This is a genomic window from Cyclobacterium sp. SOCE241 (assembly GCF_056867545.1).
On the sequence record NZ_CP149779.1, the window covers coordinates 4,386,858 to 4,412,767 of the forward strand.

Annotated in this window: 24 protein-coding genes and 2 pseudogenes; 11 read left to right on the forward strand and 15 right to left on the reverse strand. The window is 38.2% G+C overall.

Annotation, left to right across the window (positions count from 1 at the left end; all coding sequences use genetic code 11):
* Positions 1-57 precede the first annotated feature (57 nt).
* The 3 genes from WG932_RS22125 to WG932_RS22135 are packed head-to-tail and all read right to left on the reverse strand — an operon-like array spanning position 58 to position 1,738.
* Complete coding sequence (locus WG932_RS22125; RefSeq protein WP_483085412.1) at positions 58-369, reverse strand: c-type cytochrome; 312 nt, start codon at positions 367-369, stop codon at positions 58-60.
* Positions 297-848: a PQQ-dependent sugar dehydrogenase gene (locus WG932_RS22130; RefSeq protein WP_483085413.1), complete on the reverse strand. Its 552-nt coding sequence runs from the start codon at positions 846-848 to the stop codon at positions 297-299. The genes WG932_RS22125 and WG932_RS22130 overlap by 73 nt, the downstream gene beginning before the upstream one ends.
* On the reverse strand, positions 833-1,738 hold the full coding sequence (locus tag WG932_RS22135) for a PQQ-dependent sugar dehydrogenase (RefSeq protein ID WP_483085414.1): 906 nt from the start codon (positions 1,736-1,738) through the stop codon (positions 833-835). Before WG932_RS22135 ends, WG932_RS22130 begins: the two co-directional genes overlap by 16 nt.
* A gap of 641 nt (positions 1,739-2,379) precedes the next feature.
* Here WG932_RS22135 and WG932_RS22140 point away from each other — a divergent pair.
* The 5 genes from WG932_RS22140 (at position 2,380) to WG932_RS22160 (ending at position 10,463) form a co-directional block, all read left to right on the forward strand.
* Positions 2,380-5,448, forward strand: a complete 3,069-nt coding sequence (locus tag WG932_RS22140) for a SusC/RagA family TonB-linked outer membrane protein (RefSeq protein WP_483085415.1) — start codon at positions 2,380-2,382, stop codon at positions 5,446-5,448.
* A gap of 11 nt (positions 5,449-5,459) precedes the next feature.
* Complete coding sequence (locus WG932_RS22145; RefSeq protein WP_014020025.1) at positions 5,460-7,082, forward strand: SusD/RagB family nutrient-binding outer membrane lipoprotein; 1,623 nt, start codon at positions 5,460-5,462, stop codon at positions 7,080-7,082.
* A gap of 83 nt (positions 7,083-7,165) precedes the next feature.
* The gene (locus WG932_RS22150; RefSeq protein ID WP_483085416.1) at positions 7,166-7,774 is read left to right on the forward strand and encodes an FG-GAP repeat domain-containing protein; all 609 of its coding nucleotides are present in this window, start codon (positions 7,166-7,168) and stop codon (positions 7,772-7,774) included.
* Complete coding sequence (locus WG932_RS22155; RefSeq protein WP_483085417.1) at positions 7,723-9,726, forward strand: VCBS repeat-containing protein; 2,004 nt, start codon at positions 7,723-7,725, stop codon at positions 9,724-9,726. Before WG932_RS22150 ends, WG932_RS22155 begins: the two co-directional genes overlap by 52 nt.
* Positions 9,681-10,463, forward strand: a complete 783-nt coding sequence (locus WG932_RS22160) for a hypothetical protein (protein WP_483085418.1) — start codon at positions 9,681-9,683, stop codon at positions 10,461-10,463. Before WG932_RS22155 ends, WG932_RS22160 begins: the two co-directional genes overlap by 46 nt.
* A gap of 222 nt (positions 10,464-10,685) precedes the next feature.
* Here the strand turns inward: WG932_RS22160 and WG932_RS22165 are convergent, their stop codons facing one another.
* The 3 genes and pseudogenes from WG932_RS22165 to WG932_RS22175 form a co-directional block, all read right to left on the reverse strand.
* Complete coding sequence (locus WG932_RS22165) at positions 10,686-11,765, reverse strand: bile acid:sodium symporter family protein (protein ID WP_149393768.1); 1,080 nt, start codon at positions 11,763-11,765, stop codon at positions 10,686-10,688.
* Positions 11,766-11,771: 6 nt separating this feature from the next.
* Positions 11,772-12,841 (reverse strand): annotated as a pseudogene (locus tag WG932_RS22170) (bile acid:sodium symporter family protein).
* Positions 12,842-12,891: 50 nt separating this feature from the next.
* Complete coding sequence (locus WG932_RS22175; RefSeq protein WP_014020029.1) at positions 12,892-13,359, reverse strand: RidA family protein; 468 nt, start codon at positions 13,357-13,359, stop codon at positions 12,892-12,894.
* 582 nt (positions 13,360-13,941) lie between these two features.
* On the opposite strand from WG932_RS22175, the gene WG932_RS22180 reads away from it, so the two are divergent.
* The 6 genes from WG932_RS22180 (at position 13,942) to WG932_RS22205 (ending at position 18,357) form a co-directional block, all read left to right on the forward strand.
* Complete coding sequence (locus WG932_RS22180) at positions 13,942-14,874, forward strand: SMP-30/gluconolactonase/LRE family protein (protein WP_483085419.1); 933 nt, start codon at positions 13,942-13,944, stop codon at positions 14,872-14,874.
* Between the two features lie 30 nt (positions 14,875-14,904).
* Positions 14,905-15,036, forward strand: a complete 132-nt coding sequence (locus WG932_RS22185; protein ID WP_483085420.1) for a hypothetical protein — start codon at positions 14,905-14,907, stop codon at positions 15,034-15,036.
* A 2-nt stretch (positions 15,037-15,038) separates the two neighbouring features.
* A complete protein-coding gene (locus tag WG932_RS22190) occupies positions 15,039-15,581 on the forward strand; it encodes a PAS domain-containing protein (RefSeq protein ID WP_483085421.1) in 543 nt (180 codons plus the stop codon).
* Positions 15,560-16,171 (forward strand): PAS domain-containing protein, encoded by a 612-nt coding sequence (locus WG932_RS22195; protein ID WP_483085422.1) that lies wholly within the window; start codon positions 15,560-15,562, stop codon positions 16,169-16,171. Before WG932_RS22190 ends, WG932_RS22195 begins: the two co-directional genes overlap by 22 nt.
* Positions 16,141-17,142: a sensor histidine kinase gene (locus WG932_RS22200; protein WP_483085423.1), complete on the forward strand. Its 1,002-nt coding sequence runs from the start codon at positions 16,141-16,143 to the stop codon at positions 17,140-17,142. The genes WG932_RS22195 and WG932_RS22200 overlap by 31 nt, the downstream gene beginning before the upstream one ends.
* Positions 17,143-17,316: 174 nt before the next feature.
* Positions 17,317-18,357, forward strand: coding sequence for a PAS domain S-box protein (locus WG932_RS22205; protein ID WP_483085424.1), 1,041 nt, complete (start codon positions 17,317-17,319; stop codon positions 18,355-18,357).
* A gap of 11 nt (positions 18,358-18,368) precedes the next feature.
* Here WG932_RS22205 and WG932_RS22210 read toward each other — a convergent pair whose 3' ends face one another.
* The 9 genes and pseudogenes from WG932_RS22210 to WG932_RS22250 all read right to left on the reverse strand — a co-directional run bounded on the left by WG932_RS22210 (position 18,369) and on the right by WG932_RS22250 (position 25,910).
* Complete coding sequence (locus tag WG932_RS22210; protein ID WP_483085425.1) at positions 18,369-18,608, reverse strand: DegT/DnrJ/EryC1/StrS family aminotransferase; 240 nt, start codon at positions 18,606-18,608, stop codon at positions 18,369-18,371.
* Positions 18,581-19,498 (reverse strand): dTDP-4-amino-4,6-dideoxygalactose transaminase, encoded by a 918-nt coding sequence (gene rffA / locus WG932_RS22215; RefSeq protein WP_483085426.1) that lies wholly within the window; start codon positions 19,496-19,498, stop codon positions 18,581-18,583. The genes WG932_RS22210 and rffA overlap by 28 nt, the downstream gene beginning before the upstream one ends.
* Before the next feature lies 1 nt (position 19,499).
* Positions 19,500-20,111, reverse strand: coding sequence for a DUF502 domain-containing protein (locus tag WG932_RS22220; protein WP_014020034.1), 612 nt, complete (start codon positions 20,109-20,111; stop codon positions 19,500-19,502).
* A 106-nt stretch (positions 20,112-20,217) separates the two neighbouring features.
* Positions 20,218-20,829, reverse strand: a complete 612-nt coding sequence (nqrE, locus tag WG932_RS22225) for an NADH:ubiquinone reductase (Na(+)-transporting) subunit E (RefSeq protein WP_014020035.1) — start codon at positions 20,827-20,829, stop codon at positions 20,218-20,220.
* Between the two features lie 13 nt (positions 20,830-20,842).
* On the reverse strand, positions 20,843-21,526 hold the full coding sequence (locus WG932_RS22230; protein ID WP_014020036.1) for an NADH:ubiquinone reductase (Na(+)-transporting) subunit D: 684 nt from the start codon (positions 21,524-21,526) through the stop codon (positions 20,843-20,845).
* A 27-nt stretch (positions 21,527-21,553) separates the two neighbouring features.
* Positions 21,554-22,321 (reverse strand): NADH:ubiquinone reductase (Na(+)-transporting) subunit C, encoded by a 768-nt coding sequence (gene nqrC / locus WG932_RS22235; RefSeq protein ID WP_014020037.1) that lies wholly within the window; start codon positions 22,319-22,321, stop codon positions 21,554-21,556.
* Complete coding sequence (locus WG932_RS22240) at positions 22,308-23,510, reverse strand: NADH:ubiquinone reductase (Na(+)-transporting) subunit B (RefSeq protein WP_014020038.1); 1,203 nt, start codon at positions 23,508-23,510, stop codon at positions 22,308-22,310. Before WG932_RS22240 ends, nqrC begins: the two co-directional genes overlap by 14 nt.
* Positions 23,511-23,515: 5 nt before the next feature.
* Positions 23,516-24,875: pseudogene (locus tag WG932_RS22245) on the reverse strand (Na(+)-translocating NADH-quinone reductase subunit A).
* 132 nt (positions 24,876-25,007) lie between these two features.
* Positions 25,008-25,910 (reverse strand): 4-hydroxy-3-methylbut-2-enyl diphosphate reductase, encoded by a 903-nt coding sequence (locus WG932_RS22250; RefSeq protein WP_483085427.1) that lies wholly within the window; start codon positions 25,908-25,910, stop codon positions 25,008-25,010.

A 25,910-nucleotide genomic window follows, 5' to 3' on the forward strand; every position in this document is an offset into this window, starting at 1 on the left:
ACTTTCTATACTCAAAAGCAACTCATAGTCACCCAATATCGGTTTTAAGTGGACAGATTATTTTAAAATTTTAGCCCTAATTTTTGCTACATCTTCTTTAGAGACTGAGGAAGCATTATTTTCAAAGTTTTTCCTAATAAAAGTTAGCACCTGTGAAATTTGTTTATCTGTAAGAAATTGATGGGCCGGCATGATATTGTCGTATAGTTCTCCATTGACCTCAATTTCTCCTTCAAGGCCATTAAGTACAATATTAATAAGTCTTGATTTATCTCCGGTGACCCAATCGGTATTCCTTAATTCGGGAATTCTTCCTTTCGCCCCATTACCATCTCTTTGATGACAGGGGGAACAATAGGTATTGTACACTTTTTACCTTCAGGCAGCTGCCCTTTGTCCAAGTTGTCTTCCTCGGGATGAGGGTTTCTTATATTGGCGACTAATTTTTGTCCTTCCATTTTGGCCAACTCAGCTTCTCCAAATGTAGTTTTGTCACCTTTATATAGAATCCTCCAGATTTTTCCGACTCTTGAATCTGAAACATACAATGATCCATCAGGCCCTTGTGCCAAACCCATGGGTCTAAAATCTGCATCATTTGTATTGATAATAAGTTCTTTACCTGCAAAACCATTTGCAAACACTTCCCAATCACCACTTACTTGGCCATCTTTAAATGGTACAAAAGCTACAAAATACCCTGATTGTTGGTAGGGTGAGCGATTAGTTGAGCCATGGAAAGCGATAAAAGCTCCATTTTTATAACGTTCCGGAAATTGATCTCCGGTATAAAATAGCAAGTCGTTGGGCGCCCAGTGTCCGGGAAAGCCCATTACCGGATCCTCCATGTCTGCACAGCGACCAATAATTTCACCATCGCCGCCATATTCAGGTGCGAGTACCTTTTTCCCTTGATCTGATCGTAATAACAATAAGGCCAGCCATAGTCTCCACCTTCTTCGACACGAATAAATTCTTCCGAAGGCAAAACAGCGCTTTCCCATTGAGAATACTTTTCAGGGTACAACAGGTGGAGGTTGTCTCTGCCATGCATAACCAAGTAAAGGTTTTTGTCTTCATGATTAAAATCCATTGCCACTACACTTCTAATACCGGTGGCATACAATTCACCATCTTTTTGGGTCATATTTAATTTGTCCATTTTGAATCGCCAAACCCCGCCGTGTTCGATTAATTCGGGACAAGGGTCTATGCCTGTGGAACCCGGAATCCCGCCTGGTTTATTGGCCATATCTTGACAAGCATTAGAAGGGCTCCCAAAGGGAACATACATGTAACCTTCATTATCAAAGGAGACAGGCTTAGTAATGTGCCAATGAATTCCATGTTCGTGGTCATCTGCCAGTACTACTTCCATTGGTGAGTCAGGAATGAGTTGTCCGGGAACCAGTTTGTTTCTGTACACCACTCTTGCGGCACTATAATATAGGTAGCCATCATGGATGCGCATCCCATTGGCAAGGCTGCCTTCATCATTATAATCTCCGAAGTAAGTAATGATGTCTGCTTTACCATCTCCGGTAGTATCCCGCAGTGCCACATTAGATCCTGTACCTTTGGCATACCTCAGCTTCACATAAATGTCTCCATTGTCATTTACTGCCAGATGCCGGGCTTTTCCGATGCTGTCTGCTACCACCAAAACCCCAAAACCATCAGGAAGGATAAGGCCATTATTATTCGGTGATGTAGGTGGAAATTTTGGAGGGGGTTGCAAGAATAAAGTATGTAACAAAAAAGTGGAAAAAAATCAAAATTTTTATGAGTGGTAGATTGTAGGATTTCATGGTCGGGCTTCATAATTTCATGTTAATTAATAAAATTTTAAGGACAAAACTATAAAATTTCAAGAAAGATATGACTTGATAGAAATTATTGCAATTTTCATAAAATAATACAAACAGTATGAAAATTTGGCCAATCAGAATAATAGGAGGAGAAAATAAGGTCTATGTGTATATAATTTTGGCAATTTCACAATTTAATTATTAAAATTTTTAGGTTTATCATAGACCCTAGCTAAAATTTTTACTTTTATAGGCCTATTAATTTTAAATTAAATTATTTCAAAGGTAAGAGAGTTGTTAGGGAAATATATTTTTCCTTATATTAGCATCAAAACCACCCAACATTAGTAATAACCTCATAAATTTCTTGATCTTTTGGTCAAATTAAGGTCAGCAGGACCATAATTTAACCAATAATTCCTGATTGAATGTGTTTTGCTTAATATTGGGTTTTTTTTGTTTGTCTCGAAACGATTCGAGAGGTATCGCTGAGGTCCAGCGATTTTCAAGTAAAAATTTAACTATTGGAAAAATTCCAATGGTCATTTAAATTTAATTTGTTCATTTACTTATGAAAAAAAGATTACTCGTGTTTTTTCTGGCCTTGTTTACGATACAAGCAATGGCGCAGAATCGAACCATCACAGGAACTGTGACGGACGCAGACGCTGATGCCCCATTACCGGGAGTCAGTATATTGGTAAAAGGAACCAATACAGGTACCATCACTGACATCGATGGTAATTATAGTGTAGATGTCACTGATCCATCTGCTGTTTTGGTATTTTCCTATCTAGGATATGGAAAAATGGAAAGAGCAGTTGGAAACAATAGTGAGATCAACGTGGCTCTTGAAGCTGAAGAATCAGCTCTTTCCGAAGTAGTAGTAACTGCCTTTGGTTTAGAAAGAGAAAAGAAAGCTTTGACGTACACAACTCAAGAAGTTAATACAGAAGAGCTTACCCAAGCAAGAGAACTAAACGTTGTAAACTCTCTTTCCGGTAAAGTAGCAGGTCTTTCCATTAACCGTTCTGGTACTGGTGTAGGTGGTTCTACTAGGGTAGTATTAAGGGGTAACAGATCTATTAGTGGAGACAGTCAGCCGCTTTATATAGTTGATGGTGTTCCTGCCAAAGGTATTGAAACCATTAATCCTGATGATATCGAAAGTATCAACGTATTGAAAGGTCCAAATGCAGCAGCACTTTATGGTAGCCGTGCAAACAACGGTGCCATCGTTGTTACAACCAAAAGAGGATCAGAAGGTGGATTTAAAGTAAGTTTAAATACTTCCTATATGTTTGATCAACCATTGATTATGACAGACTTTCAGAATGAATATGGTCAAGGAAGTAATGGTGTTTATTCTCCAACTTCTGAATTCTCTTGGGGTCCTGCCTTAGATGGTTCTACTGTAGCGCATTGGTCTCCGGATCCAAACAGAGCGACTGATAGTTATTCCTATTCTGCTCAGCCTAACAACGTAAGCGATTTCTATCAAACCGGTCATAACTTGGCTACTACATTGGCTATTAGTGGTGGTAATGACAGAAATCAGACATATTTCTCTTATACTTTTACTGATGCAGCGGGTGTTGTACCTGGAAATGAGTTGGGAAGACACAGTATCAACTTGAGGTTGACAAATAAATTGACAGATAAATTGACTTTAGATTCTAAAATCAATTACATCCGTCAGGATATTGACAACCAACTGTCTACAGGTGAGAACTATCGTAATCCAACAAGACATATATTAAGGTTACCTAGAAATATCACAACTTCGGATATTTCAAATTTTGAATACATTGATGAGTCAGGACTTTTGCGTCAAAACTATTTCAATCCTGGATCCAATGGTGGAGCCAACCCATATTGGGCAGCCAATAGAAACCTTAAGAATAATACTTTTGACAGAATTGTGGCTTTTAGTTCATTGAACTACGAAGTTACGGATGGTTTAACAGTATTAGGTAGGGTTTCTATGGACCGTACTTTCAGTACAGGAGAAGAAATATTATACAATGATTCTTATATCATTGCTCAGAATGGATATTATGGTGTGAGTCAGTCAGAAAGTATGGAAATCAATACGGACTTCTTGGTTTCTTATGAGAAATCATTAAGTGATGATTGGTATTTCAATATTAATGCAGGTGGTAACTCAAGAATCAACAGAAACTCTAGCTTGTCTTCTAATACCGGCCAAAACATGGTCGTTCCAAACTATTTTGCTCTTAGTAACACCTCTCAAGTAGTTTCTTCTTATGGTGTAGGTAGTCCTAAGGATGTTAATTCACTTTACGCTTTTGGTCAGTTGGCATGGAAAAATGCCATCTTCTTAGACATTACTGCTAGAAATGACTGGTCGTCTACATTGCCAAAAGAGAACTGGTCATTCTTCTACCCATCTGTAGGTCTTAATGCGGTGATTTCTGATTTATTTGAATTTCCTTCTTGGTTTACTTTTGCTAAGGCAAGAGGTTCATTTGCAGAAGTGGGTAACGATACTGATCCTTATCAATTGCAAAGAACTGCTGCTTTTGCTGCAGGTGGTATAGGTGGTTATGTTTCTTTGAGTACACAATTACCAAATACGAATTTACTTCCAGAAACCACAAGATCTATAGAATTAGGAGCTGACTTAAGGTTCTTGGATAACAGATTGGGTGTTGATTTCACTTACTACAAAACCAACTCATTTGATCAGTTGTTTACTGTTGCCTTGCCTGTAGGTTCCGGAGCTTCCAGCTTCTTTACCAACGGTGGAGATATTCAGAATGAAGGAATTGAAGTAGTACTTAACATCACTCCTGTTAGAAGAGCTGATTTTGATTGGAATATCACTACTAACTTCGCTAGAAATATTTCTATGGTTAATGAAATCAATGATGAGAGACCAAGTATCGTTGTCGGAAGTGATTTCTTGAGAGAATTTAGAATTGAAGAAGGTTTGCCATTTGGTGAAGTATATTCTAGAGGTTATTTGAGAAATGATGATGGAGCTGTAATTGTTGGAGATAATGGTGTTCCATTGACTACTGCAGGTAAAACTGTAAGGGTTGGAAATTATAATCCAATTTGGACCGGTGGTATCCAAAATACTTTTAAATACAAAAACTTCACTGCCAACTTTACTATAGACTTCAGACAAGGTGGTAGCATTTCTTCTTTCACCAATGCTGTGATTTATGCTGATGGTGTAACTGAAGAAACACTTTATGGTAGAGATGGTGGTTTGATCTTTGGTGACAACTTTATGTCAGATGAAACTGCTGTAATGCAGCTTGCAGATGGAAGCTACGTACCTAATACTATAGAAACTACTGCTGAACTGTTTTGGGTAAATATGGGAGGTAGAAATGCACCTATCGGAGAAGTATTCTCTGTATCTGCTACCAACATCAGAATGAGAGAAGCTGTGATCGGTTATGCTGTTCCTGCTAGTAAACTAGAAGGATTGCCTTTGAGCTCTGTTAGTATTTCTTTCGTAGCTAGAAACTTATTCTTCTTCTTAAATGAAGCTGGAAATATTGATCCGGATGTGACCACTGGAACATCTGCATCGGCCGTAGGATTTGACTCCTTCGCTCCGCCGACAGCCAGATCTTTTGGTTTTAATCTTAATTTAGGATTTTAAAAAATTTGAAGATGATAAAAATTTCTAAAATTGCAATGGGTTTATCCGTCGCAGCACTATCTCTTGGTGCATGTACGGAAAACTTTGAAGAGTTGAATACCCGACCAGATGCGCTTGTTGCAGACAATTTGGACAAAAACTTATTGGGTAATGCATTTGCAAATGCACAAGCTCGTGCCATGTACCTAGCTCCGGGAGGAGGTACTTCGGGATTTCAGACTGCCCAAAGTTTATTCGGTGACTTGTACTCTCAGTACTTTGCCACTACTCAGGTAAACTTTGACTCTGATCGTTATACACAAGTAGGTTCTTGGTCCAATGGTGCTTGGAATTACTTCTATGGACAAGCAGCACCGGTTATCCAATTTGTTGAAGAGTTCTCTGAAGAGAATGACCTTCCAATCGAAAATGCGATGGTTAAGGTTTGGAAAGTAGCCGGATACCATAGAATTACTGATTATTGGGGTCCAATTATTTATTCTAACTTTGGCAATGGTGAAACTAGTGTGGCTTATGATCCACAAGAAGATATCTACAAAGATTTCTTTACCACGCTTGATGAAGCAGTAGCTGTATTGAAGGCAAATTCCGGTGAAAGTGCTTTTGTTGGTCATGACCAAATGTTCGGTGGTTCTGTAGACAAATGGCTGACATTTGCCAATACACTTAGGTTGAGGCTAGCCATGAGAATAAGGTTCGTAGAGCCTGCTCTAGCCAAAACTGAAGCAGAGAAGGCAGTTTCAGATGGTGTAATGGAAACCAATGACGATAGTGCTGAAATTCTTACAACCATTAACTCTCGAAATCCTTATTGGATCATTACCAACTGGGGTGAGTACAGGATGAGTGCTTTGATGGAAAGTGTAATGGTAGGTTATGACGATCCTAGAACCGGAGTGTTTTTCAGCGAAACCGTTGATTATCAGAACACTGGCGAAGGAGAGCCTTACCAAGGTCTAAGAAATGGACTTTCTAGAGAAGAATTGGGAACGCCTGATTTGAACAATCTAAATTCAGATATGGGTGTTATTTTCCTAAATGAAGGTAGAGGAGGAAGTGCAGCCGGAGAACCTTGGAGAGTATTGAGTGCTGCTGAAGCTCAGTTTTTGTTAGCTGAAGGTGCTGCTATTGGTTGGGCCATGGGCGGAACTGCTCAAGAGTTTTATGAGAAAGGAATCACCTTATCTCTAACAGAATCTAGGGTGGGTGCAACTCCTGAAATGATTGAAGCTTATATCAATAGCGAGAATACGCCAAGTGATGTATCTTATTCTTATAAACCAGAATGGAACATTGCAGCAAATTCTGATATCCCGGTTAAATTTTTGGCAGGGGGTACTTTAGAAAAACAATTGGAACAAATCGGTACGCAAAAGTGGATTGCTATCTATCCTGACGGATGGGAAGCATGGGCTGAGTTGAGAAGAACAAATTTCCCTATTCCTTATCCTCGTTTGAATTCTGATAACCAAGATGTAGCTGCTGATGAAGTAATTGCTAGATTGATCTTTGCTTCCGGTGAATATTCGAATAACCTTGCTGCTGTTGAAGCTGCTGAACAGTTTGATGAATTAGTTAGCCGTGGCGGAAACAAGAATAACACCAAACTTTGGTGGGATGCTAAAGAAGATTAATTAGAAATAATTGAATATAGATAATGTAAAAAGTGCCGTTTATAGCGGCACTTTTTTTAGTTTTATACCAAAATGCTAATGCCATGAAAATCAATACCAAACCTCTGATAATTCTTTTTTTGCTGGGAAACTTCCTTTCCTGCCAACAGGAAGACTCCAATGCTTTGTTTACCAAGGTTCCTTCCTCCTCATCAGGGATTTCGTTTAAAAATCTGGTCAAAGAATCTGATGCTTTCAATGTGCTTACTTACGGGTATTTTTACCAAGGAGGTGGTGTAGCTGTTGGAGATATTAACAATGATGGCATGCCGGATATTTACTTTACAGGTAATATGATGGCTAGTAAACTCTATTTAAACAAAGGAAATTTTGAGTTTGAAGACATTACTGCCCAAGCCGGAGTAGAAGCTTCAGGTTTATGGAATACAGGCACTACCATGGCTGATGTAAATGGGGACGGTCTTATAGATATATATGTATGTAGGTCAGCAGCCAACAACCCTACCAATAGAAAAAATCAATTGTACATCAATCAAGGTGACCTTACTTTTAAGGAAGATGCTTCAACATACGGCTTGGATGACCCGGGATATTCCACCCAAGCCTCTTTTTTGATTATGACAATGATGGAGATCTGGACATGTTCTTGCTTAACCACAGTACCCAAGAATATGCGGGTTTTAGTAGAATAGATGGTTCTTTTAAAACTAGAAAAGGAGATTTTTTAGGTGACCGATTGTATAGAAATGATGATGGTCAATTTGTGGATGTTACCCAAGAAAGTGGAATTATTGATAATGTTTTGGGTTTTGGCTTAGCCGTTACAGTGAGTGATTACAACAATGATGGTTGGCTGGATATTTATGTGAGCAATGATTATAATGAGGAAGATTACCTTTATTATAATCAGCAAGATGGAACCTTCAAGGAAGACCTTAGAAATCATATGGGTCACGTGTCCTTGTTTTCTATGGGAGCAGATGCGGCAGATATGAACAATGACCTTTTGCCTGATTTGCTTACCATGGATATGATGCCAGAATTTAATTTTAATCAAAAAGCCATCTTAGGCCCCGAAAATTATAACAAATACAGTGAGCTATTGGATAAAGGATTTTATCCTCAAAGTATGCGCAATATGTTTCACTTGAACCAAGGAGATGGGAACTTTATAGAAACCGCACAATACAGTGGGATAGCCCATACCGATTGGAGCTGGGCGGTATTGGCCGCAGATTTTGACAATGATGGATGGAAGGATATTTTTATTAGTAATGGTTATGCTCGTAACTACTTGGACATGGATTTTATGAATTATGTAGTGAGCGAACGTATTAAGGCCAACCAAACAGGTAAGGAAGAAGCTTTAATGCAACTTATAGATAAAATGCCCCCTATTTATGTCCAAAATTACCTTTACCATAATCAAGGGGACGCAAGGTTTCAAAATAAAGCCAGTGAATGGGGTTTAGAAGATGAGACCGTTTCCAATGCGGCGGCCTATGCCGACTTGGATGGGGATGGAGATCTTGACCTTATTGTTTGCCATACCAACGACCCTGTGTCTATATATAGAAATAATACTGAGAAGTTAACCAAAAATTCTTTTCTTAAAGTAAAACTAAAGGGGGATGGTTTAAATACCAAAGGTATTGGTGCCAAGGTATTACTATTTTCAAATGGTGAACAATTTCACCAAGAATTAATGCCTACACGGGGCTACCAATCTTCTGTAGATCAGGAATTGGTGTTTGGTTTGGGAGAAAATATTACCATAGATAGTTTGCAGGTATATTGGCCAACAGGAGAGTTTCAGGTAGTTACTAATGTCCCTATCAATCAAAGTATCGAATTGATTCAAAAAGATGCTCAAATTGCGAAAACTACCGTTGATCAATCGGTTAAATTTTTTGAAGAAGTGCCTGGGGCACTAGGAATTGATTTTGTGCATAAGGAAACCAGATTTTTAGATTTCACTCAAGATAGATTAATGCCCAACTCCATGGGGGCGCTCGGACCCAAGTTGGCCATTGCAGATATAAATGGCGATCAATTGGAGGACATATACATTGGTGGTGGAAAGGACCAGGCGGCAAAATTATATATTCAGAATGGTCAAGGGCGTTTTTCTTTGAGTAATCAAGCGGCATTTGAAGCAGACAAGGGATTTACGGATACAGATGCTATTTGGTTGGATGCCAATGGAGATGGTAGTCTTGACCTTTATGTGGTAAGTGGTGGCATAGATTTCCCCAAGGATAGTGAGATGTATCAAGATAGGTTGTACATCAACGATGGTAATGGGAATTTTAGTAGAAATAGTGGAGCACTTCCATTAATGCCGATAAGTGGAGGTACTGTGGCAAGCACAGATTTTACCGGTGATGGCTTTCCGGATTTATTTGTGGGAGGGCGTTACCTGCCCGGAAATTACCCTGAGGCACCTAGAAGTTATCTATTAGCCAATGATGGAAAGGGAAATTTTACAGATGTTACCGAAGGTTATAATGCTAATTTAATGGCTCCCGGTATGGTGAGTGATGCATGTTTTATTGATTCTAATGGTGATGGGAAAGAGGAGTTGATTATTGCCGGAGAATGGATGGGGATTCAGTTTTACACCTTGGAGGGGAGACATTTGTAGCCTCTCAACAGGAATTAACGGAAGCAACCAAAGGTTGGTGGTTGAGTTTGTATCCCACAGATATTGATGGTGATGGAGATTTAGACCTATTGGCTGGTAATTATGGTGAAAACATTGTTTATCAGGCCAGTTCAACTCAACCCATGCAAGTTGTATTTAAGGATTTTGATAACAATGGAAGAACCGATCCGATTTTTAGTTATTATAAGTCAGATACAAGTTCTTTTGCTTTCAGTAGAGATGAAATTATTGGGCAATTACCAAAAATGAAAAGTAAATACACGGATTATAAGTCATTTGCCCAAGCCAGTCTGGCGGATATCTTTAGCCTTTTGGATCTAAGCGGTGCAGATACTCTGCAAGCAGATATGTTGTCCTCCATTCTATTGATAAATGATGGGAAAGGCAATTTTACTTCTGAAAAATTGCCTGCTGAGTTTCAATTGTCTCCATTGTATGCAATGAGCAATACCAATTTACCAACAAGTGATCAACCAATTTTACTGACCGGAGGAAATGTTAGCAAAACCCGTGTAAGTACAGGTAAATTGGATGCCAATCCCGGATTTGTTTTTAATATTGAAGAGAAAAGCCTGGATTTAAATCTTGTTCCTGTCCAGGAGACAGGCTTATTCTTTCAAGGAGATGTTAGAGATATTCAAACTTTGGAAATCAAAGGAGAAATCTTTGCCATTTACGCATTTAATGATTCATCCCTTAGAATATTTAAACTTTAATAATAATTGTTGAGGTCCAGCTTTGGGCGTTATATCAGCTTAATGCCGGGGAAGTATTGGAAAGCCATGCTTCCTCGGTTTTTTTAACCCGGATTGTGTAATAGGGATCGTGGTGAGTGTTAGGTAATGTTGCAATCGTAAGAAAATAAAGCTGTATGGAGATTTTAGGATAGCACCGTTATGGGGAAATTGAAAAAAGGAATGATCTGGAGTTATTAGTTATTATTTAGGCTCGTTTTTGTGCCAGTAGGAGGCAAGTATTGATCCTGATATATTCATTATGATGCTAAAGACTGCAGGTGCTAAACCCAGGGTGGCCAATTTGCCCATTTCCTTAGCAAGCGCTCCTGCCATTCCTCCATTTTGAAGCCCTACTTCTAAGGCAATGGTTCGGGAATCTCTTTCATCGAGTCCCAAAGTTTTACTTGCAGTATATCCTAAAAGATAGCCGGCTATATTATGGAGGAGTACCAACCCAAGTAGAATAAAGCCAATATCCAAGAGGTTGTCACGACCTGATGCCGTAATAAGGACGATGACTATGGCCACAACTGCCATCGATAGGGTTGGCATCACTTTTTGAAGAAAAGCGATTTTATTTCTAAAGAGATGATTGATCAATAAACCGGCTCCTATTGGAATAATGACCATTTTTACAATACTCCACATCATCACACCTACATTAATTTCTATCATTGAACCTGCCAACCACTTCATTAAAAATGGGGTAGCAAATGGGGCCAACAAGGTTGATAACGCTGTAATGGTAATTGACAAGGCCAGGTTTGCTTTGGCCAGATAGCTGATTACATTGGATGCTACTCCACTAGGAGAGCAGCCTACCAAGATTATTCCTGCGGCAATTTCCACTGGTAAGCCACTGAAATGAGCAATGGCCCATCCTGACAAAGGCATAAGACTTAGCTGGCAAGCTAAACCAATAAACACTCCTTTTGGGTTTTTGCCGATTTGGATAAAATCTTTCACAGACATGGCTGTTCCCATGCCAAACATGATGAATTGAATCAGTGGTGTGATTAGTTGACTGAGGGCATAACCTTTATAAGAAATAAAAGGCAATGGAAAGTACAAGGCAATGGTGGCCGAGCAAAAAATCATTATTGTATAGGTATAGCCTTTCAATTTATTGTTGATTGAGAAGGCTATACCTAATAATACCATGAACCCGATCAGGAAAGGTCCTGAAGGTTCATGAATTCCTGAAAAGATCAGGTAGAGATATATTAATAGAAGCAATATTGCCAATAGCAATATTGAACGAAAAAGGACTTGCTTTTTCAAAGGCTTCTATTCTTTTGGTGGTTTTCTATGCCAGTAAGAGGCCAGTACAGATCCGGTAATATTCATCAAAGGACCAAATACTGCAGGTGCCAAGCCTATGGTGGCTAATTTCCCCATTTCTTTGGCCAAGCCAGAGGCCAGGCCTCCATTTTGCATGCCTACCTCAAGTGCTACTGTTCTTGCATCTCTTTCATTAAGCCCTAAACCTTTACTGATCCAGAAGCCAAGGTTGTAGCCCATGACGTTATGAACAAATACGAGGATGATAAGTAAACCTCCTATATCCAGTAAACTGTCTCTTCCAGCTGCAGTTATGACTACGATTATTATTCCTATGCCTGCCATAGATACCACAGGCATGGCATCGTCAAGCCATTTTGCTTTGCCGGAAAATAACTTATTGAATATAAGACCAGCACCAATAGGGATGATGACCATTTTGATTATACTCCACATCATGTCCAAAACATTGATTTCTACAAACTGTCCGGCCAATAGTTTCATTAATAATGGCGTAAGAAAGGGAGCCAGTAGTGTAGATATAGCTGTAATTGTGATGGATAAGGCCAAATTGGCTTTGGCCAAATAGCTCATTACATTGGAAGCTAGACCACTTGGAGAACAACCAATTAAAATTAATCCGGCTGCAATCTCCGGAGGGAAACTACTAAGGCTTGCCAAAATAAATCCTGTGATAGGCATTATGGTGAATTGGCTCAATAGGCCAATAAATACACCTTTTGGCATTTTTATTACTCCTGCAAAATCCTTAAAAGCCATTGATGTTCCCATACCAAACATAATGATTTGGATTAGGGGGTGATCAAGTTGCTATAAGCATAACCTTTGTATTCTACAAAATACTCCGGATAGTACATGGCTGCAGTTACACCTGCAAATATCATGGTAGTGTAAGTAAAGCCTTTTAGTTTTTCGAAACCTCGAAAACCTATGCCTAAAAGCACAAAAAACGATATTAGCGGAATGGCAGCACTTTCAATATTGCCTGGGATAATAAATATTAAAGCTAAGAGCAGGCACAAAAGGCCTGCTCCTATAAAGTATTTGAAAATCATTTCTTTTTCAAGGTAACATGGGTTAACAGGTTCTCAGTGAGTTAGCGACATTAAATGTACGCAATACAATCCATTTCCACTAGAGAGTCTCCTGGTACTCCACCATAGGTAGCAACGGTTGTTCTAACCGGTGGTTTACTTCCAAATCTTCCTTTATAAACTTCATTCATACCTTTGTAATCGGCAAGGTCATGAAGGTATACATTTACTTTAAGAACTTTTTCCATAGAGCTACCTGCCTTTACTAATTCTTTTTCCAATTCTTTCAAGACATGGTCGGTATGTGCTTTGATGTCTCCGTCAAAGTGAGCTCCTTTTCCTGCTACAAAAACAGTATTTCCAAGTTTTGTTGAACCGGAAAATAAAGGTACATTTTGATCTTCAACAACGTTGAATGCTTCTTTTTCTATATTGGTAGATTCAGCGGTATTTGCTTTAGCTACTGCGCTTATTCCGGCTACACCTGCTAGAGAGGCAAATAATTTTTTAATCGTATTTCTTCTTTTCATTGTTTTCATCTTTGTAGATATAGGTTTAGAATTCTCAATTTATCCATTGAAGGTAAATTAATAATATTTTTCTCCAAAATTAATTGGATGAACAAGCCTGATAACTGTTTTAATGGACATATCTGATTTTAGTAAGGAGTCCAATTTATTTACTTAAGAATTAGGTTGTTGATAGCATATTTAGTTCTTCCCGGTTATTCTATAAGTACTGCCAGTTTAAGGGGAAGGTTAAGTTAGAAATTCAAGCCTGAAATTCGTGAAACATTGTTAGAAAAAGAATAAATGGCCATGAAAATAGTCATGTTTTTAAAATTAAATGTTTAACTTTCTGTTCGTGGATTATTTGTTAGGGGCAAACATTTTTATTATTTACACCGTGCTAAGTCATTGAGTTGTCTTTTTCTGCATTTTTGATCCGGACTTAAGTAAGGTTTTCTATTTGATTTTTGGCTTATTATATTTTGTTCAATATGTACAATAAATGAGGAAAAATTAATAAATTGATTCGCTTTTGATCCATTCTAAATTTGTATAAATTCTTGTGATCATTAAAAATTACCCATAATTTTAGTATTAACCATAATTAAAAAAATGATAAAAAGTATTATTAATCGTATGTCCCTTTTGGCTTTATTGATGGCTATGGGGGCCTGCTCATCAAAATCATCCAAAACTGAAAGTAAGGAAATGGAAACAGAAGAAAACTTTTATGTAAGTCAGCCATTTACAAGCAAAAGTGAATTTACAGGTGGCATTGAGGGGCCGGCGGTAGATAAAGAAGGAAATCTTTATGTAGTGAATTTTGGAAAAGAAGGAACCATTGGCAAAGTTACTCCCGATGGCAAGGCTTCTCTTTTTGTTACACTTCCTGAAGGGAGTACCGGAAATGGTATTCGATTCAATAGCAAAGGTGAAATGTTGATTGCGGATTATACAGGTCATAATGTACTAAAGGTAGACATGCAATCCTTGGAAATTTCCGTTTATGCGCATCATGATGATTTAAATCAACCCAATGACATTGCCATTATGGACAATGATATCGTGTTTGCTAGCGATCCCAATTGGAAAGAAAGTACCGGCCAAATATGGCGAGTTGGGCTTGATGGACAATTTGTTCTTTTAGAAGCGGATATGGGTACTACAAATGGAATTGAAGTTAGCCCTGATAACAGGACTTTGTATGTTAATGAATCTGTCCAGCGAACCGTTTGGGCTTATGATTTAAGTGAAACCGGAGAGATATCAAACAAAAGGTTGATCCATACCTTTGAAGATTTTGGCATGGATGGCATGCGCGTAGACATAGATGGAGACCTTTATGTTACCAGACATGGGAAGGGTACTGTGGTAAAATTATCCCCTGAAGGGGAATTTCTCAAAGAGATTAAAATGTCCGGAGACAAGCCTTCAAATATAGCTTTTGGAGGAGAGGAGGGTAAAACAGCGTATGTAACATTGCAAGACAATGGTAATATTGATTCTTTTCTGGTTGAAAAGCCCGGGAGAGCGTTTAAGAAATAATATTTTTTTCCCATTTAGGAAATATGTGAAATGTCAGCTTATGAGGAAGAGAATCTAAGATGGTCTGAAGTATTGGTATCCTGTGATGTCGGTGCTTGGGAACTTGACCCTACCAGTCTAATCTTGAGATTTTCTCCTCTGGGCAAAAAATTCTCGGCATAGAATTGGCCAAATTTGAGACCTTTTCTCACTTTGCAGAATACTTTGCGGAACCTTACAAAGCTCCTATTCAGAAGATTTTTAATAGGCTAATAAAGGAGAAGGTCGGGTTTGATGAATTTTTTAAACTTAAGAATGACACCTGCATTAGGCTTAAAGGAAAGTTCTTAAGCAAGAATGGCAGGTTGCGGTTTATTGGCACAGTTGAGCGCACTGAGACAATTGAAAAGACATCAGTGGTTGCTCCTTCTTCTGCCCATTATTATGGCAACTTATTTGAAATTAACCCGATGCCCATCATCATTTGGGATTGTGACACGCAAAAAATAATTGATAGCAATCGCGAAGCTATTTTGAAATACGGCTATACCAAGGAAGCCTTATTGGAATTGTCGATCATGGATATTATTCCAAAAGAAGACATCAACTTAAACAATTGTTTCACCGGGGCGGAGATAGTAGGAACGGAGGTTCAACAAAGAATATGTCAGCATTTCACAAAATCAGGAGAAAGTTTTTTGCAAAAATGCAAAGCAAGCCTCTGTTGATTGATGGTAAATCTTGTGTGATGGAGCTAATAACAGATTTTACAAGTCAGCTCGAAGCCGAAGAACAGCTTTTGGATAGTGTACAAGAACTTTCTGATTATAGGTTTGCTTTAGACGAATCCTGTTTGGTGCTTATTCTAGACGAAAATAAAAAGATAGATTACCTTAATAGGAAATTTTTAGACATTTCAGGATATCAAGCGGCGGAAATATCAGGAAAATCCCCTGTGGTTATTTATGAGGAAAACCAGGCATTAAAAGATTGTTTGGCAGCAGTTTCGCAGGGGAAAATGTGGAGAGGAGAGCTCAAAGGAATTAAAAAAAAACGTGGTGTATTTTGGATTGATACAGTGATAACTCCCTTTAAAGATAATTCAGGTAAAATTTATCAATACATTTGGGTAGGCTATGACGTTACGGAAAAACATAAAGCGGATGAATCTCTATTTAAAGAGCGATTTCTATTGAGATCAATCATTGATAATTTGCCGATTCAAATATATGTTAAAGACATTATGGGCAGGCATATTATTAACAATAAAACCCAATACCGAGATTTTTGGGCGCAGAAACTGAGGAAGAAACCTTAGGAAAGACCGTTTTCGATTACTTCCCCTACGAGGTAGCCAAAACGATGACTGTAATTGATCGCCATGTGATTATTGAGGGTCAATCGGTAAAAAACCTTGAGGAATCCTATACTAATGCAAATGGTCAATTGAGGTGGTTTCTTACAAGCAAGGTTGCCCTTAAAAATGCTTCCAATAAAATTGTAGGTTTGGTAGGAATGACCAGAGATGTCACCGATAGAAAAGAGGAGGAAGCTGTTTTAAAGAATCTGAATACTGAACTTACCAAAAAAGCAAAAGCGCTAGAGCAGTCCAATCAAGAACTTGAACAGTTTGCTTATATTGCCTCCCATGATTTGCAAGAACCATTGCGAATGATCACCGGATTCGTAAGTTTATTGGAAAAGAAGTATTCTTCAAAATTGGATGAGAAAGGAATCCAATACATGCACTTTGTGGTAGATGGGGCCACTCGAATGAGAAACATTATTATGGATTTACTTACCTATTCCAGGGTAGGTAGAGAGGGAGAAAAGCTAAAAGAAACAGATATTGGAGAAATAATATCAAATGCATTGAATCTCCAGAAAACCTTGATTGACCAAAAAGGCGCTAATATATCTGTTGGCCCTATGCCGAAATTGAAGGTACCGGTGTCTCCCTTAAATCAAGTTTTCCTTAATTTGATAAACAATTCATTAAAGTATCAACTCGAAGGTGCTACTCCTAGGATAAAAATCTCCGCCAAAGAAAGAAAAGATAGTTGGGAATTTTCCGTAAAGGACAATGGAATAGGGATTCCTCCAAAATCTCAAGACAAGGTTTTTATCTTATTTTCAAGGCTTCATGCCAAAAGTAAATATTCAGGAACAGGCATAGGTTTAGCGATGTGCAAAAAAATTATTGAAAATTTGGGGGGACATATTTATTTCAAATCAAAGGAAAATGAAGGATCTACCTTTTATTTTACTGTGCCAAAAGAAATTTTTTAAACCAAGGTTGTAATATTGTAGGGAAAAGTTTAACCATTTACTTATTTATTGATAGATATGAGGCGCATTGATTGTATTTATTGCAAGAATTGGCGTTATTAATAACATAATTGATTTCAATTTGTTTTAGGAGTTGGCAGCTTAGGCTAAATTATATTTTTAGAAAATTTGGAAATGGATCAAGAGGGATATCATTTATTGTTAGTTGAGGATAATTTGGGGGATATTTTATTGATAGAAGAATACCTCCATGAAAAAATTTTAAACCTTAAACTTACGGTTGCAAAAACCTTTGAGGAGGCACAAGAGAATTTGATAGATGAGGATCATCATTATGATGGAATCATTTTGGATTTGACTTTACCGGATTTACAAGGAGAGGAATTGATATTGAAAATCAAGGCCCTTGCGGAAGATGTCAGTATTGTGGTATTGACAGGCTATTCTAATATAGAATTTGGTATGAAATCACTTTCTCTAGGTGTTTCAGATTATTTATTGAAGGATGAATTGACCCCCACCTCACTCTATAAAAGTATTATATATAGCATAGGTAGGTACAGGATTTCCCGCCAACTCAAACATTCTGAGTTAAGGTACAAAGAATTGTTTCACCTTAGCCCTCAGCCCATGTACCTTTATAACCTTCAGACCTTAGCGTTTATTGATGTCAATAAGGCTGCAGTAGATCATTATGGATATACTAAGGAAGAATTTTTGAAAATGGATCTCAAGCAAATCCGACCCGAATCTGAAATCTCTAAGTTGGAGAAAATGATTGCAAGTATTAGAGAGGGGAAATTTACCGGAGGCTCAAGAATATTCTCCCATCAAAAGAAAAATGGGGAAATAATTACAGTTGAAATTAAAAGCAGTCTAATTGTACATGAAGGGATCAAAGCAGAGGTAGTTTTGGCTAATGACATTACCGAGCGCATGCGGTATATCAAAGCCATTGAGGATCAAAACAAACGCTTACAGGAAATAGCATGGATGCAATCACATGTTGTGAGGGCACCACTGGCCAGATTGATGAGTTTGGTAATGGCAGTTGACACCTTGGAAGAAGATGTCGGTAAAGAAAATTTTCATCAGATGATAATGGACTCGGCAGTTGAGCTGGATGATATTATTAGAGATATCGTTAAGAAAACAGATAAGGTAAGTTTAGAGGCCAAAATGAAAGAGAAATTTGACCCTAGTACAGAAGAATAAAGTTCACTAAGTCAATTTGAAAGCAATCCATTGAGCTTGTCAGTATCTAGAGTGTTGTAAAGAGGAAACCTTATCAAGCACTCGCTGTATTTTTCGGCTTGAAATAAATCTATTTTACGTGGGTATTGGGATAAATAATAAGGGCTGGTATGCAGACTTTGGTAGTGGAATACAGCCATTATTTTTTTCCGTTTAAAGAAATTCAGGACTTGATCTCTGTGCTTCAGATTTTTCGCCAGCGCATAAAACAAATGAAAATTCTTGCGGCATGTTTAGGGACTGCCATCCATTCTAGATCAAATTTTTCCAAAATTTGCGGTAAATGAGTATGATGCCAATGCCATTTTATTTTACGAACGCTTTGAATTGATTCGATCTGCTCCAATTGGGCCCATAACCATGCGGCATTAATCTCTGAAGGAGCAAAAGCACTTCCCAGGCTTTGCCACTCGTATTTATTTGCTTTCCCTGAGGAAAAATCTTTTTTATTTGTCCCTCTGTTCCAAACCAAATTGGCTTTGGCAATAAATTTTGAATCGTTAATCACAAGCATGCCTCCCTCTCCACAACTGATATTTTTGGTTTCATGAAATGAAAAGGTGGCGAATTGGCCAAAAGAACCTAAAGGCCTTTTTGATTGATCTTTGCTTACGTAATAGCCATCAATGCCTGCTGCGGCATCTTCCACCAAGTATAAATTATATCTTTGGCTGATGGCCAATAATTGTTCCATATCACAGGCAATTCCTCCATAATGAACAGCTACGATTGCCTTGGTTTTGTCTGTAATTAAATGTGCTAATTTCCCGGTATCTATTCCAGGGTAATCCCTACAGCTGTCTGCAAATACGACCTTGCAACCCCGAAGCGCAAAAGCATTAGCGGTGCTTACATAAGTATAACTGGGTAAAATTACTTCATCTCCGGGTTTTAAGTCCATCAAGAGTGCAGCCATTTCTAAGGCCTGTGTGCAGGAATGAGTTAAGAATGTCTTTTTGAAGCCATATCTTTTTTCAAAAAATGATTGACACTTCAAGGTGTATTTTCCATCCGATGCCAATTTTCCTTTTTTACTCGCATCCTGAATATAGTTCCATTCATTTCCGGTAGCATACGGTTTATTAAAAGGAATCCGATACATGTCAAATGGAGTCTCCCGGTTTATTTGTAGCTTTATTTTGCTTTGGGTTTTTGATATAGTGCAGGTCTGAAACACCACCTGAAACAATAAATTTCATCACTTCTGTGCTGTTGACATTGTATAGTCTCTCCACATTTTTTCTAGGCACCAAATACAGGTTACCACTGAAATTATAGGAATGAGGAAAGTAAACGGCCACTAATTCTTCCTGGCCAATTACTTTTAGATCATCCTGTGTCATAAAGCCAAGCCTAGACATATTGTCTGAAAGCTTTACGATTATGGGCGTATTGAATTTTTTCTTATCACCTACAAACGCAGACATAAGGTCTTTGATGCTGGTATAAAGAATGTTAACCAAGGGTATTTTAAATACCAGTTTCTCAAGTTCTTCGAAAATTGATTTCGTAATGAAAATACTTGTCAAATAACCTACGAGGGTTACGAATACCAACATGACCAATATCCCCAAGCCCGGGATATTTACCGGAATAATATTGTCCAGAAACTGAACAGTCAGGATGATGATGTATCCTGTCAAAAAGAAGGGAACAACGAATAAAAGTCCCCTAAGAAAATATCCTAGAATTCGTTTAGAAGTAAAATCTGACATCTCGAGCAGGCTTAGTGTTAATTTAATCTAAAAATCAAAAAACCCTGTTCACTCAATAGAGAACAGGGTTTTTAATGAAATATTCTAATTGAATATAAACCTAATATTATAAATCAATTCCCATAAATGACATGAATGCAATCCCCATGAGACCTGTTATCAGCATGGTGATGCCTAGTCCTTTAAGACCATTTGGAACGTTGGAGTATTTTAATTTTTCTCTGATGGCTGCTAAAGCTACTATTGCAAGGAAAAAGCCTGTTCCTGACCCAAACCCATACACTGTTGCTTCAGCAAGTGTATAATCTCTTTGAGCCATAAATAGAGATCCACCCAAGATCGCACAGTTTACAGCGATTAGAGGAAGGAAAATACCCAAGGCACCATACAATGCAGGAGCAAATTTCTCCACAACCATTTCCACCAATTGTACCATTGCAGCGATAATGGCGATAAACATTATGAATCGGAGGAAAGTAAGGTCTATATTGGCAAAAGATTCGCCAAGAAAAGACAGCGCTCCTTCTTTCAAAACAAATTCATTCAATAACCAGTTAAGCGGGACTGTGATTGTCAATACGAATATAACGGCAGCACCCAAACCTAAGGCTGTACTTACTTTTTTGGATACTGCCAAAAAAGAACACATACCCAGGAAGTAGGCAAAAACCATGTTGTCAATAAAAATTGACCTAATTGCTAAGCTAAATAATTCCATTGTTCCTGTTTAATTAATGTTCTACATATCCTGTTTTGGATCTTTGGACCCAAATCAACAATCCCAATATAATGAATGCACCTACAGGAGATACCATAAGACCATTGGTGGCAAGCTGGAAATCTTCGCCAAATAATCCAGAGACGTAATCAAAAACAGGAACGCCAAATACAGCTCCTGATCCCCATAGTTCTCTAAAGAATGCGACGGTAAGAATGATCCAAGAATATCCTAAAGCACTTCCAAAACCATCCAATATTGAATCGTAAGGTTTGTTACCAAGGGCAAATGCTTCTAGACGTCCCATTACGATACAGTTGGTAATGATTAGTCCTACGAAAACAGACAATTCCTTGTACATATCGTATGCGAAAGCTTTTAGCACCTCATTTACCAAAGTTACCAAGGTTGCTACAACAGCCAACTGAACAATGATCCTAACTCGTCCTGGAATCTTATTCCTTAGTAAGGAAATGGTTAAGTTAGACATTACTACCACAAAAATAACCGACAAGGCCATTACCAAGGTAGGCTGCATTTGTGTTGTTACTGCCAAGGCAGAACAAATTCCCAATACCTGAATGGTGATAGGGTTGTCGTCCACCAAGGGGTCAGTAATTAGCTTTTTTCTCCTTTTAGAAAGAAAAGCTTCTGAATCCTTTACTTTTATTGCTTTTTCAGCGGTTTCTGTACTCATAATTTCTTTGTATTGAAATTTTTACAATTAATTCATAGCCACTTTAGAACCACCTTCTTTTATTTTTTCCATATAGGACTGGTAATGCTGAAGGTAGTTTTTTAGCATATTGTTAACACCATCACCTGTAATGGTTGCTCCGGACATGCCATCAATTTTATGTGGATCGTTTGAATAATCTTTTCCTTCACCTTTCTGCATGTTTACGGAAACAAGTTCACCTTCTTCATTGTAGATAGACTTGTCTTTGTACCGTTGTTGCACTTCTGTTGTAGTGATTCTGGCACCCAATCCGGGGGTTTCACCAGCATGCGATAGGGTCACACCTTCAATGGTGTCCATGTCAGTTTTTAAAGCAACATAACCCCAGATACTGTCCCATAACCCACTACCATAAACCGGTAAGATATAGGCAAGAGCAGTTTCTTCATTTCCTTCATCTAAGAAGATAAATACAGGATACAATCGATCCTCAGGAGCTCTTTTGTAATTTTTACCAACATCCACAGTTTCTGCAGATACGGCAACTCCGTCTTGTTCTTCAACTTCTTCTCCTTGGATGTTAACTACTTTTGAAGAAATTCTGCTTGCGTAAAACTCATTCACTTCTTCCGGCTTCATTTCGGCTATTTCTTCAGCCGGCAAAACTGCACCTAGAATTTGTTTTTTAGTATCAAGTTCTTCAGCTTTCTTTTGAATTGGCTTTAAAACTTCAGAGGTACCTGACAATAATAAACCCAATACGACGGTCAAAATGACCGAAAATGTAATAATATAAGCGTTAGACTGTTGCACGTTGTAACCTCCTTTTCTTGTTAGCTTTAACTACATAATAATCAATAAGCGGTGCAAATACATTCATAAATAACACAGCGAGCATGATGCCCTCAGGGTAGGCAGGGTTAGTAACCCGAATAATAATTGTGAGGACACCTATTAGTAAACCATAAATCCATTTTCCAGATTCCGTTTGAGCGGCTGAAACAGGATCTGTAGCCATAAATACTATACCAAAAGCTACACCTCCCATTACCAAATGATAATGCGCCGGCATTGCCATAAATTCGTTTACCGCAAGGGCTTGCATGACTACTGCCATTAGATAAGCGCCTGCAAATCCACTGAAAATTATTTTCCAACTACCTACTCCGGTAAATATTAAAATTGCAGCGCCGATAAGCACCATTAATGTGGAAGTTTCTCCAATTGATCCGGGAATAAATCCCATAAATAAGTTTTGAAAGCTAAACATATTGTCCATCAAAACTGAATTATGACTAGCCAAATTAGCTACTGCATTTACGCCTTCTTGTCCGGATTGGTAAGCTACAGCCAAAGCAGTAGCACCTGAAAATCCATCAACAGGCATTTTGTCTCCTAAATAGGTCCATACCTGATCACCTGATATTTGAGCAGGGTAGGCAAAATATAAAAATGCCCTGGCAGTCATCGCCACATTTAAAATATTCATTCCTGTTCCACCAAACACTTCCTTGGCAATAACCACAGCAAACACTGTTGCCAATGCAACTTGCCATAATGGAGTAGTTGCGGGAACTACCAAAGGAATCAACATTCCTGTTACTAAGAAACCTTCATTGATTGGGTGCTTCCTTACTACGGCAAATACTGCCTCTACGATACCCCCTGCAGTGTAAGCTACCAATACTATAGGTAATACTAGGGTCAAACCTAATACAAACTTGTCACCAAAGGTGGCCGCTTCTCCTACTGCCAAATAGTGCATGTGGCCGGTATTGTAAATACCAAATAACAAACAGGGGATCATGGCAATGACCACTGTAATCATCATCCTTTTCAGGTCGATGGCATCTTTTACCTGAGCGCCTTTTGTGGCAGCTGTATGGTTGGGTGAAAACATAAATGTTTCTCCTGCCTCATACAGGTAATAAAGATTTTCCAATTTTCCTCCCTTTTGGAATAAGGGTTTCTGTTTATCCAACAGATCTCGTAAAAACTTCATATTTCTTAACTGTATTGAATGAGTTCTATACCTTTTCTAATTAATTGCTGAACCGGGTGTTTGGAAACATCTACAAATTCACACAATGCAAGATCTTCTTCTATAACCTCGTAAATTCCCAGCTCCTCCATTTCATCAAAATCTTCTGCCATGATGGCTTTAAGCAAATACACAGGGTAAATATCCATTGGTGTCACCTTTTCAAAAACCCCTGTCTGTACAAATGCTCTAGGTTCCCCTCTTACATTGGAGTCCAATGCATATTCCTTTTCGGGAATAAAAAGGACAATAATCCCAATGCCTTGTGAAAGCTTAATTTATCTGCGGTAGGTTTCATCCAGCCCATAAATTCATAATAATCACCCTCAGGGATGATTGTCAATTGGTGCTGATAAAAGCCTAGATATCCGTCTTTGCTAATTTTTTCTCCTGTCAATACATTTCCGGAAATAACCCTAAAATGATTGGATTTGGTATTTCCTTCTACATAGCTATCTACACAGCTACCTATGTAAGTCTGGGCATAAGTTGGAGTTTTCACCTCAGAACCTGTGATGGCTACCAATTTGGAGGCATCATAAATTCCATTGATTAACAATTTACCAATTTGAACCACCCCATAAGGGTTGACGGTCCATAAAGTTTCTCCTTTATTGATTGGGGCAGTATTGTGAATTTGTACACCTACGTTTCCTGCCGGGTGAGGACCTGAGAAAGTAGTGGTTTCAACACCTTGTATAGCTCCCAACTCAGTTGATTTATTGTCAGCAGACAAGCCTAAGTAAACTTTACCATCGGTAAGTTGTTTTAGGGCATCAATTCCTGCTTGAAAATAATTGCTTTGACCTTTAAGTATGTAATCATAATCCGGAGCCAAAGGATGGGAATCAAATCCGGAAATAAAAATAGCGCGAGGGTTGTCATCAGGATTTGCTACAATTCCGTAAGGCCTTTGAATAATTTGAGGCCAAACACCAGAAGTAGTAAGTTTATCAACAATTGTCTCTCTGCTCGCCGACTTTATCCCTGAAGAGGTTAATTTCTCAAAGTTTTCAAAATTAATTTCGCCGTCAGCAAGGATTTTTATTTCCAATAACTTTCTTTTCTCTCCTCGTTTTATTTCGATGATTTCTCCTGATACAGGTGCAACATACTTTACCTTTTCCAGTTTTTTATCAAATAAAATAGGAGTGCCTGCCTTTACCGTATCACCTTCTTTCACAAGGACCTTAGGTCTTTGCATTCCGATGAAATCTGTGGGCTTGATGGCAAAGGTTTTGACAGGTTGATAATCACCGACTTTTTTTCGGCTTTACCTACCAGGCGTATATCAAACCCTCTTTTAAGCTTGACTTGTTTTGACATATTTAATTTTTGAAACTTTTTGATCCTATGAAAAACGCCTCAAATCTAATAAATTACATTAGTTATTAGAAGATAATTCGGCGATTATTTAGCTATTTTTTATCTGTAAAACCCAATTATTTTAACGGATTCTTAATTGTTTGCCTTGATACTGATTTTATTATAAGATAAAATGTGTTCTTTTACCTGATCCATTAACCACATTGGAGTGGATGTGGCCCCACAAATACCTATTTTATCTGCAGGATTGAGCCAATCCGAGTTAATTTCAGTTTCATTTTCCACAAAATAACTTCTTGGGTTGATGTGCTTACAGACTTGATACAAGGCTTTGCCATTTGAGCTCTTTTTTCCTGCTACAAAAATTATTACATCATTGTCTTTGGAAAATTTTTGGAGTTGAGGTTCACGGTTAGATACTTGACGGCAAATAGAATCATTGGCATAGAAATCCATTTCTTCCATGCTCCCTCTTGCTTCTTTTATCCGAGCTTCAATTTTTGCTTTCAATTCGTAAAAACCCTTCGTGCTTTTGGTAGTTTGACTGAACAAGGTTACAGGTCTGGAAAAATCAATTTGGTCCAAATCTTCATCATCCATTACTACAATTGCTTTTTCAAGCGTTTGGCCGGTAAGACCAATCACTTCTGCATGCCCTTTTTTACCATAAATTACAATTTGACCATCCTGACTTTCCATCTTGTCAAAGGCACTCTTTACCCGATGTTGTAATTTTAATACCACTGGACAAGAAGCATCGATTAGCTCAATATTATTTTTGATGGCTGTTCTGTAAGTTTCCGGTGGTTCGCCATGGGCACGAATCAGGACTTTGCAATCATGCAATTCTTCTAAGTTTTCCCTGTCAATAACCACCAAACCCTTGTCACTTAGGCGGTTTACTTCCATGGCATTGTGCACAATATCTCCAAGGCAATAGAGCTTAGAACTGCTTTCCATCTCATCCTCTGCCATTTGGATTGCGTATTCAACACCAAAACAATATCCGGAATTTTTATCTATTGTGACTTCCAT

What these genes read in the sequence shown, in the direction of transcription:
- WG932_RS22230 (WP_014020036.1), bottom strand. Translation starts at nt 21,526, where the DNA reads ATGAGTACAGAAACCGCTGAAAAAGCAATAAAAGTAAAGGATTCAGAA.
- WG932_RS22140 (WP_483085415.1), top strand. Translation starts at nt 2,380, where the DNA reads ATGAAAAAAAGATTACTCGTGTTTTTTCTGGCCTTGTTTACGATACAA.
- nqrE (WP_014020035.1), bottom strand. Translation starts at nt 20,829, where the DNA reads ATGGAATTATTTAGCTTAGCAATTAGGTCAATTTTTATTGACAACATG.
- WG932_RS22180 (WP_483085419.1), top strand. Translation starts at nt 13,942, where the DNA reads ATGATAAAAAGTATTATTAATCGTATGTCCCTTTTGGCTTTATTGATG.
- WG932_RS22130 (WP_483085413.1), bottom strand. Translation starts at nt 848, where the DNA reads ATGGAGGATCCGGTAATGGGCTTTCCCGGACACTGGGCGCCCAACGAC.
- WG932_RS22185 (WP_483085420.1), top strand. Translation starts at nt 14,905, where the DNA reads ATGTCAGCTTATGAGGAAGAGAATCTAAGATGGTCTGAAGTATTGGTA.
- WG932_RS22205 (WP_483085424.1), top strand. Translation starts at nt 17,317, where the DNA reads ATGGATCAAGAGGGATATCATTTATTGTTAGTTGAGGATAATTTGGGG.
- WG932_RS22195 (WP_483085422.1), top strand. Translation starts at nt 15,560, where the DNA reads ATGCAAAGCAAGCCTCTGTTGATTGATGGTAAATCTTGTGTGATGGAG.
- WG932_RS22155 (WP_483085417.1), top strand. Translation starts at nt 7,723, where the DNA reads ATGTTCTTGCTTAACCACAGTACCCAAGAATATGCGGGTTTTAGTAGA.
- WG932_RS22175 (WP_014020029.1), bottom strand. Translation starts at nt 13,359, where the DNA reads ATGAAAACAATGAAAAGAAGAAATACGATTAAAAAATTATTTGCCTCT.
- WG932_RS22250 (WP_483085427.1), bottom strand. Translation starts at nt 25,910, where the DNA reads ATGGAAGTCACAATAGATAAAAATTCCGGATATTGTTTTGGTGTTGAA.
- WG932_RS22240 (WP_014020038.1), bottom strand. Translation starts at nt 23,510, where the DNA reads ATGAAGTTTTTACGAGATCTGTTGGATAAACAGAAACCCTTATTCCAA.
- WG932_RS22150 (WP_483085416.1), top strand. Translation starts at nt 7,166, where the DNA reads ATGAAAATCAATACCAAACCTCTGATAATTCTTTTTTTGCTGGGAAAC.
- WG932_RS22145 (WP_014020025.1), top strand. Translation starts at nt 5,460, where the DNA reads ATGATAAAAATTTCTAAAATTGCAATGGGTTTATCCGTCGCAGCACTA.
- WG932_RS22160 (WP_483085418.1), top strand. Translation starts at nt 9,681, where the DNA reads ATGGATGGGGATTCAGTTTTACACCTTGGAGGGGAGACATTTGTAGCC.
- WG932_RS22220 (WP_014020034.1), bottom strand. Translation starts at nt 20,111, where the DNA reads ATGTCAGATTTTACTTCTAAACGAATTCTAGGATATTTTCTTAGGGGA.
- rffA (WP_483085426.1), bottom strand. Translation starts at nt 19,498, where the DNA reads ATGTATCGGATTCCTTTTAATAAACCGTATGCTACCGGAAATGAATGG.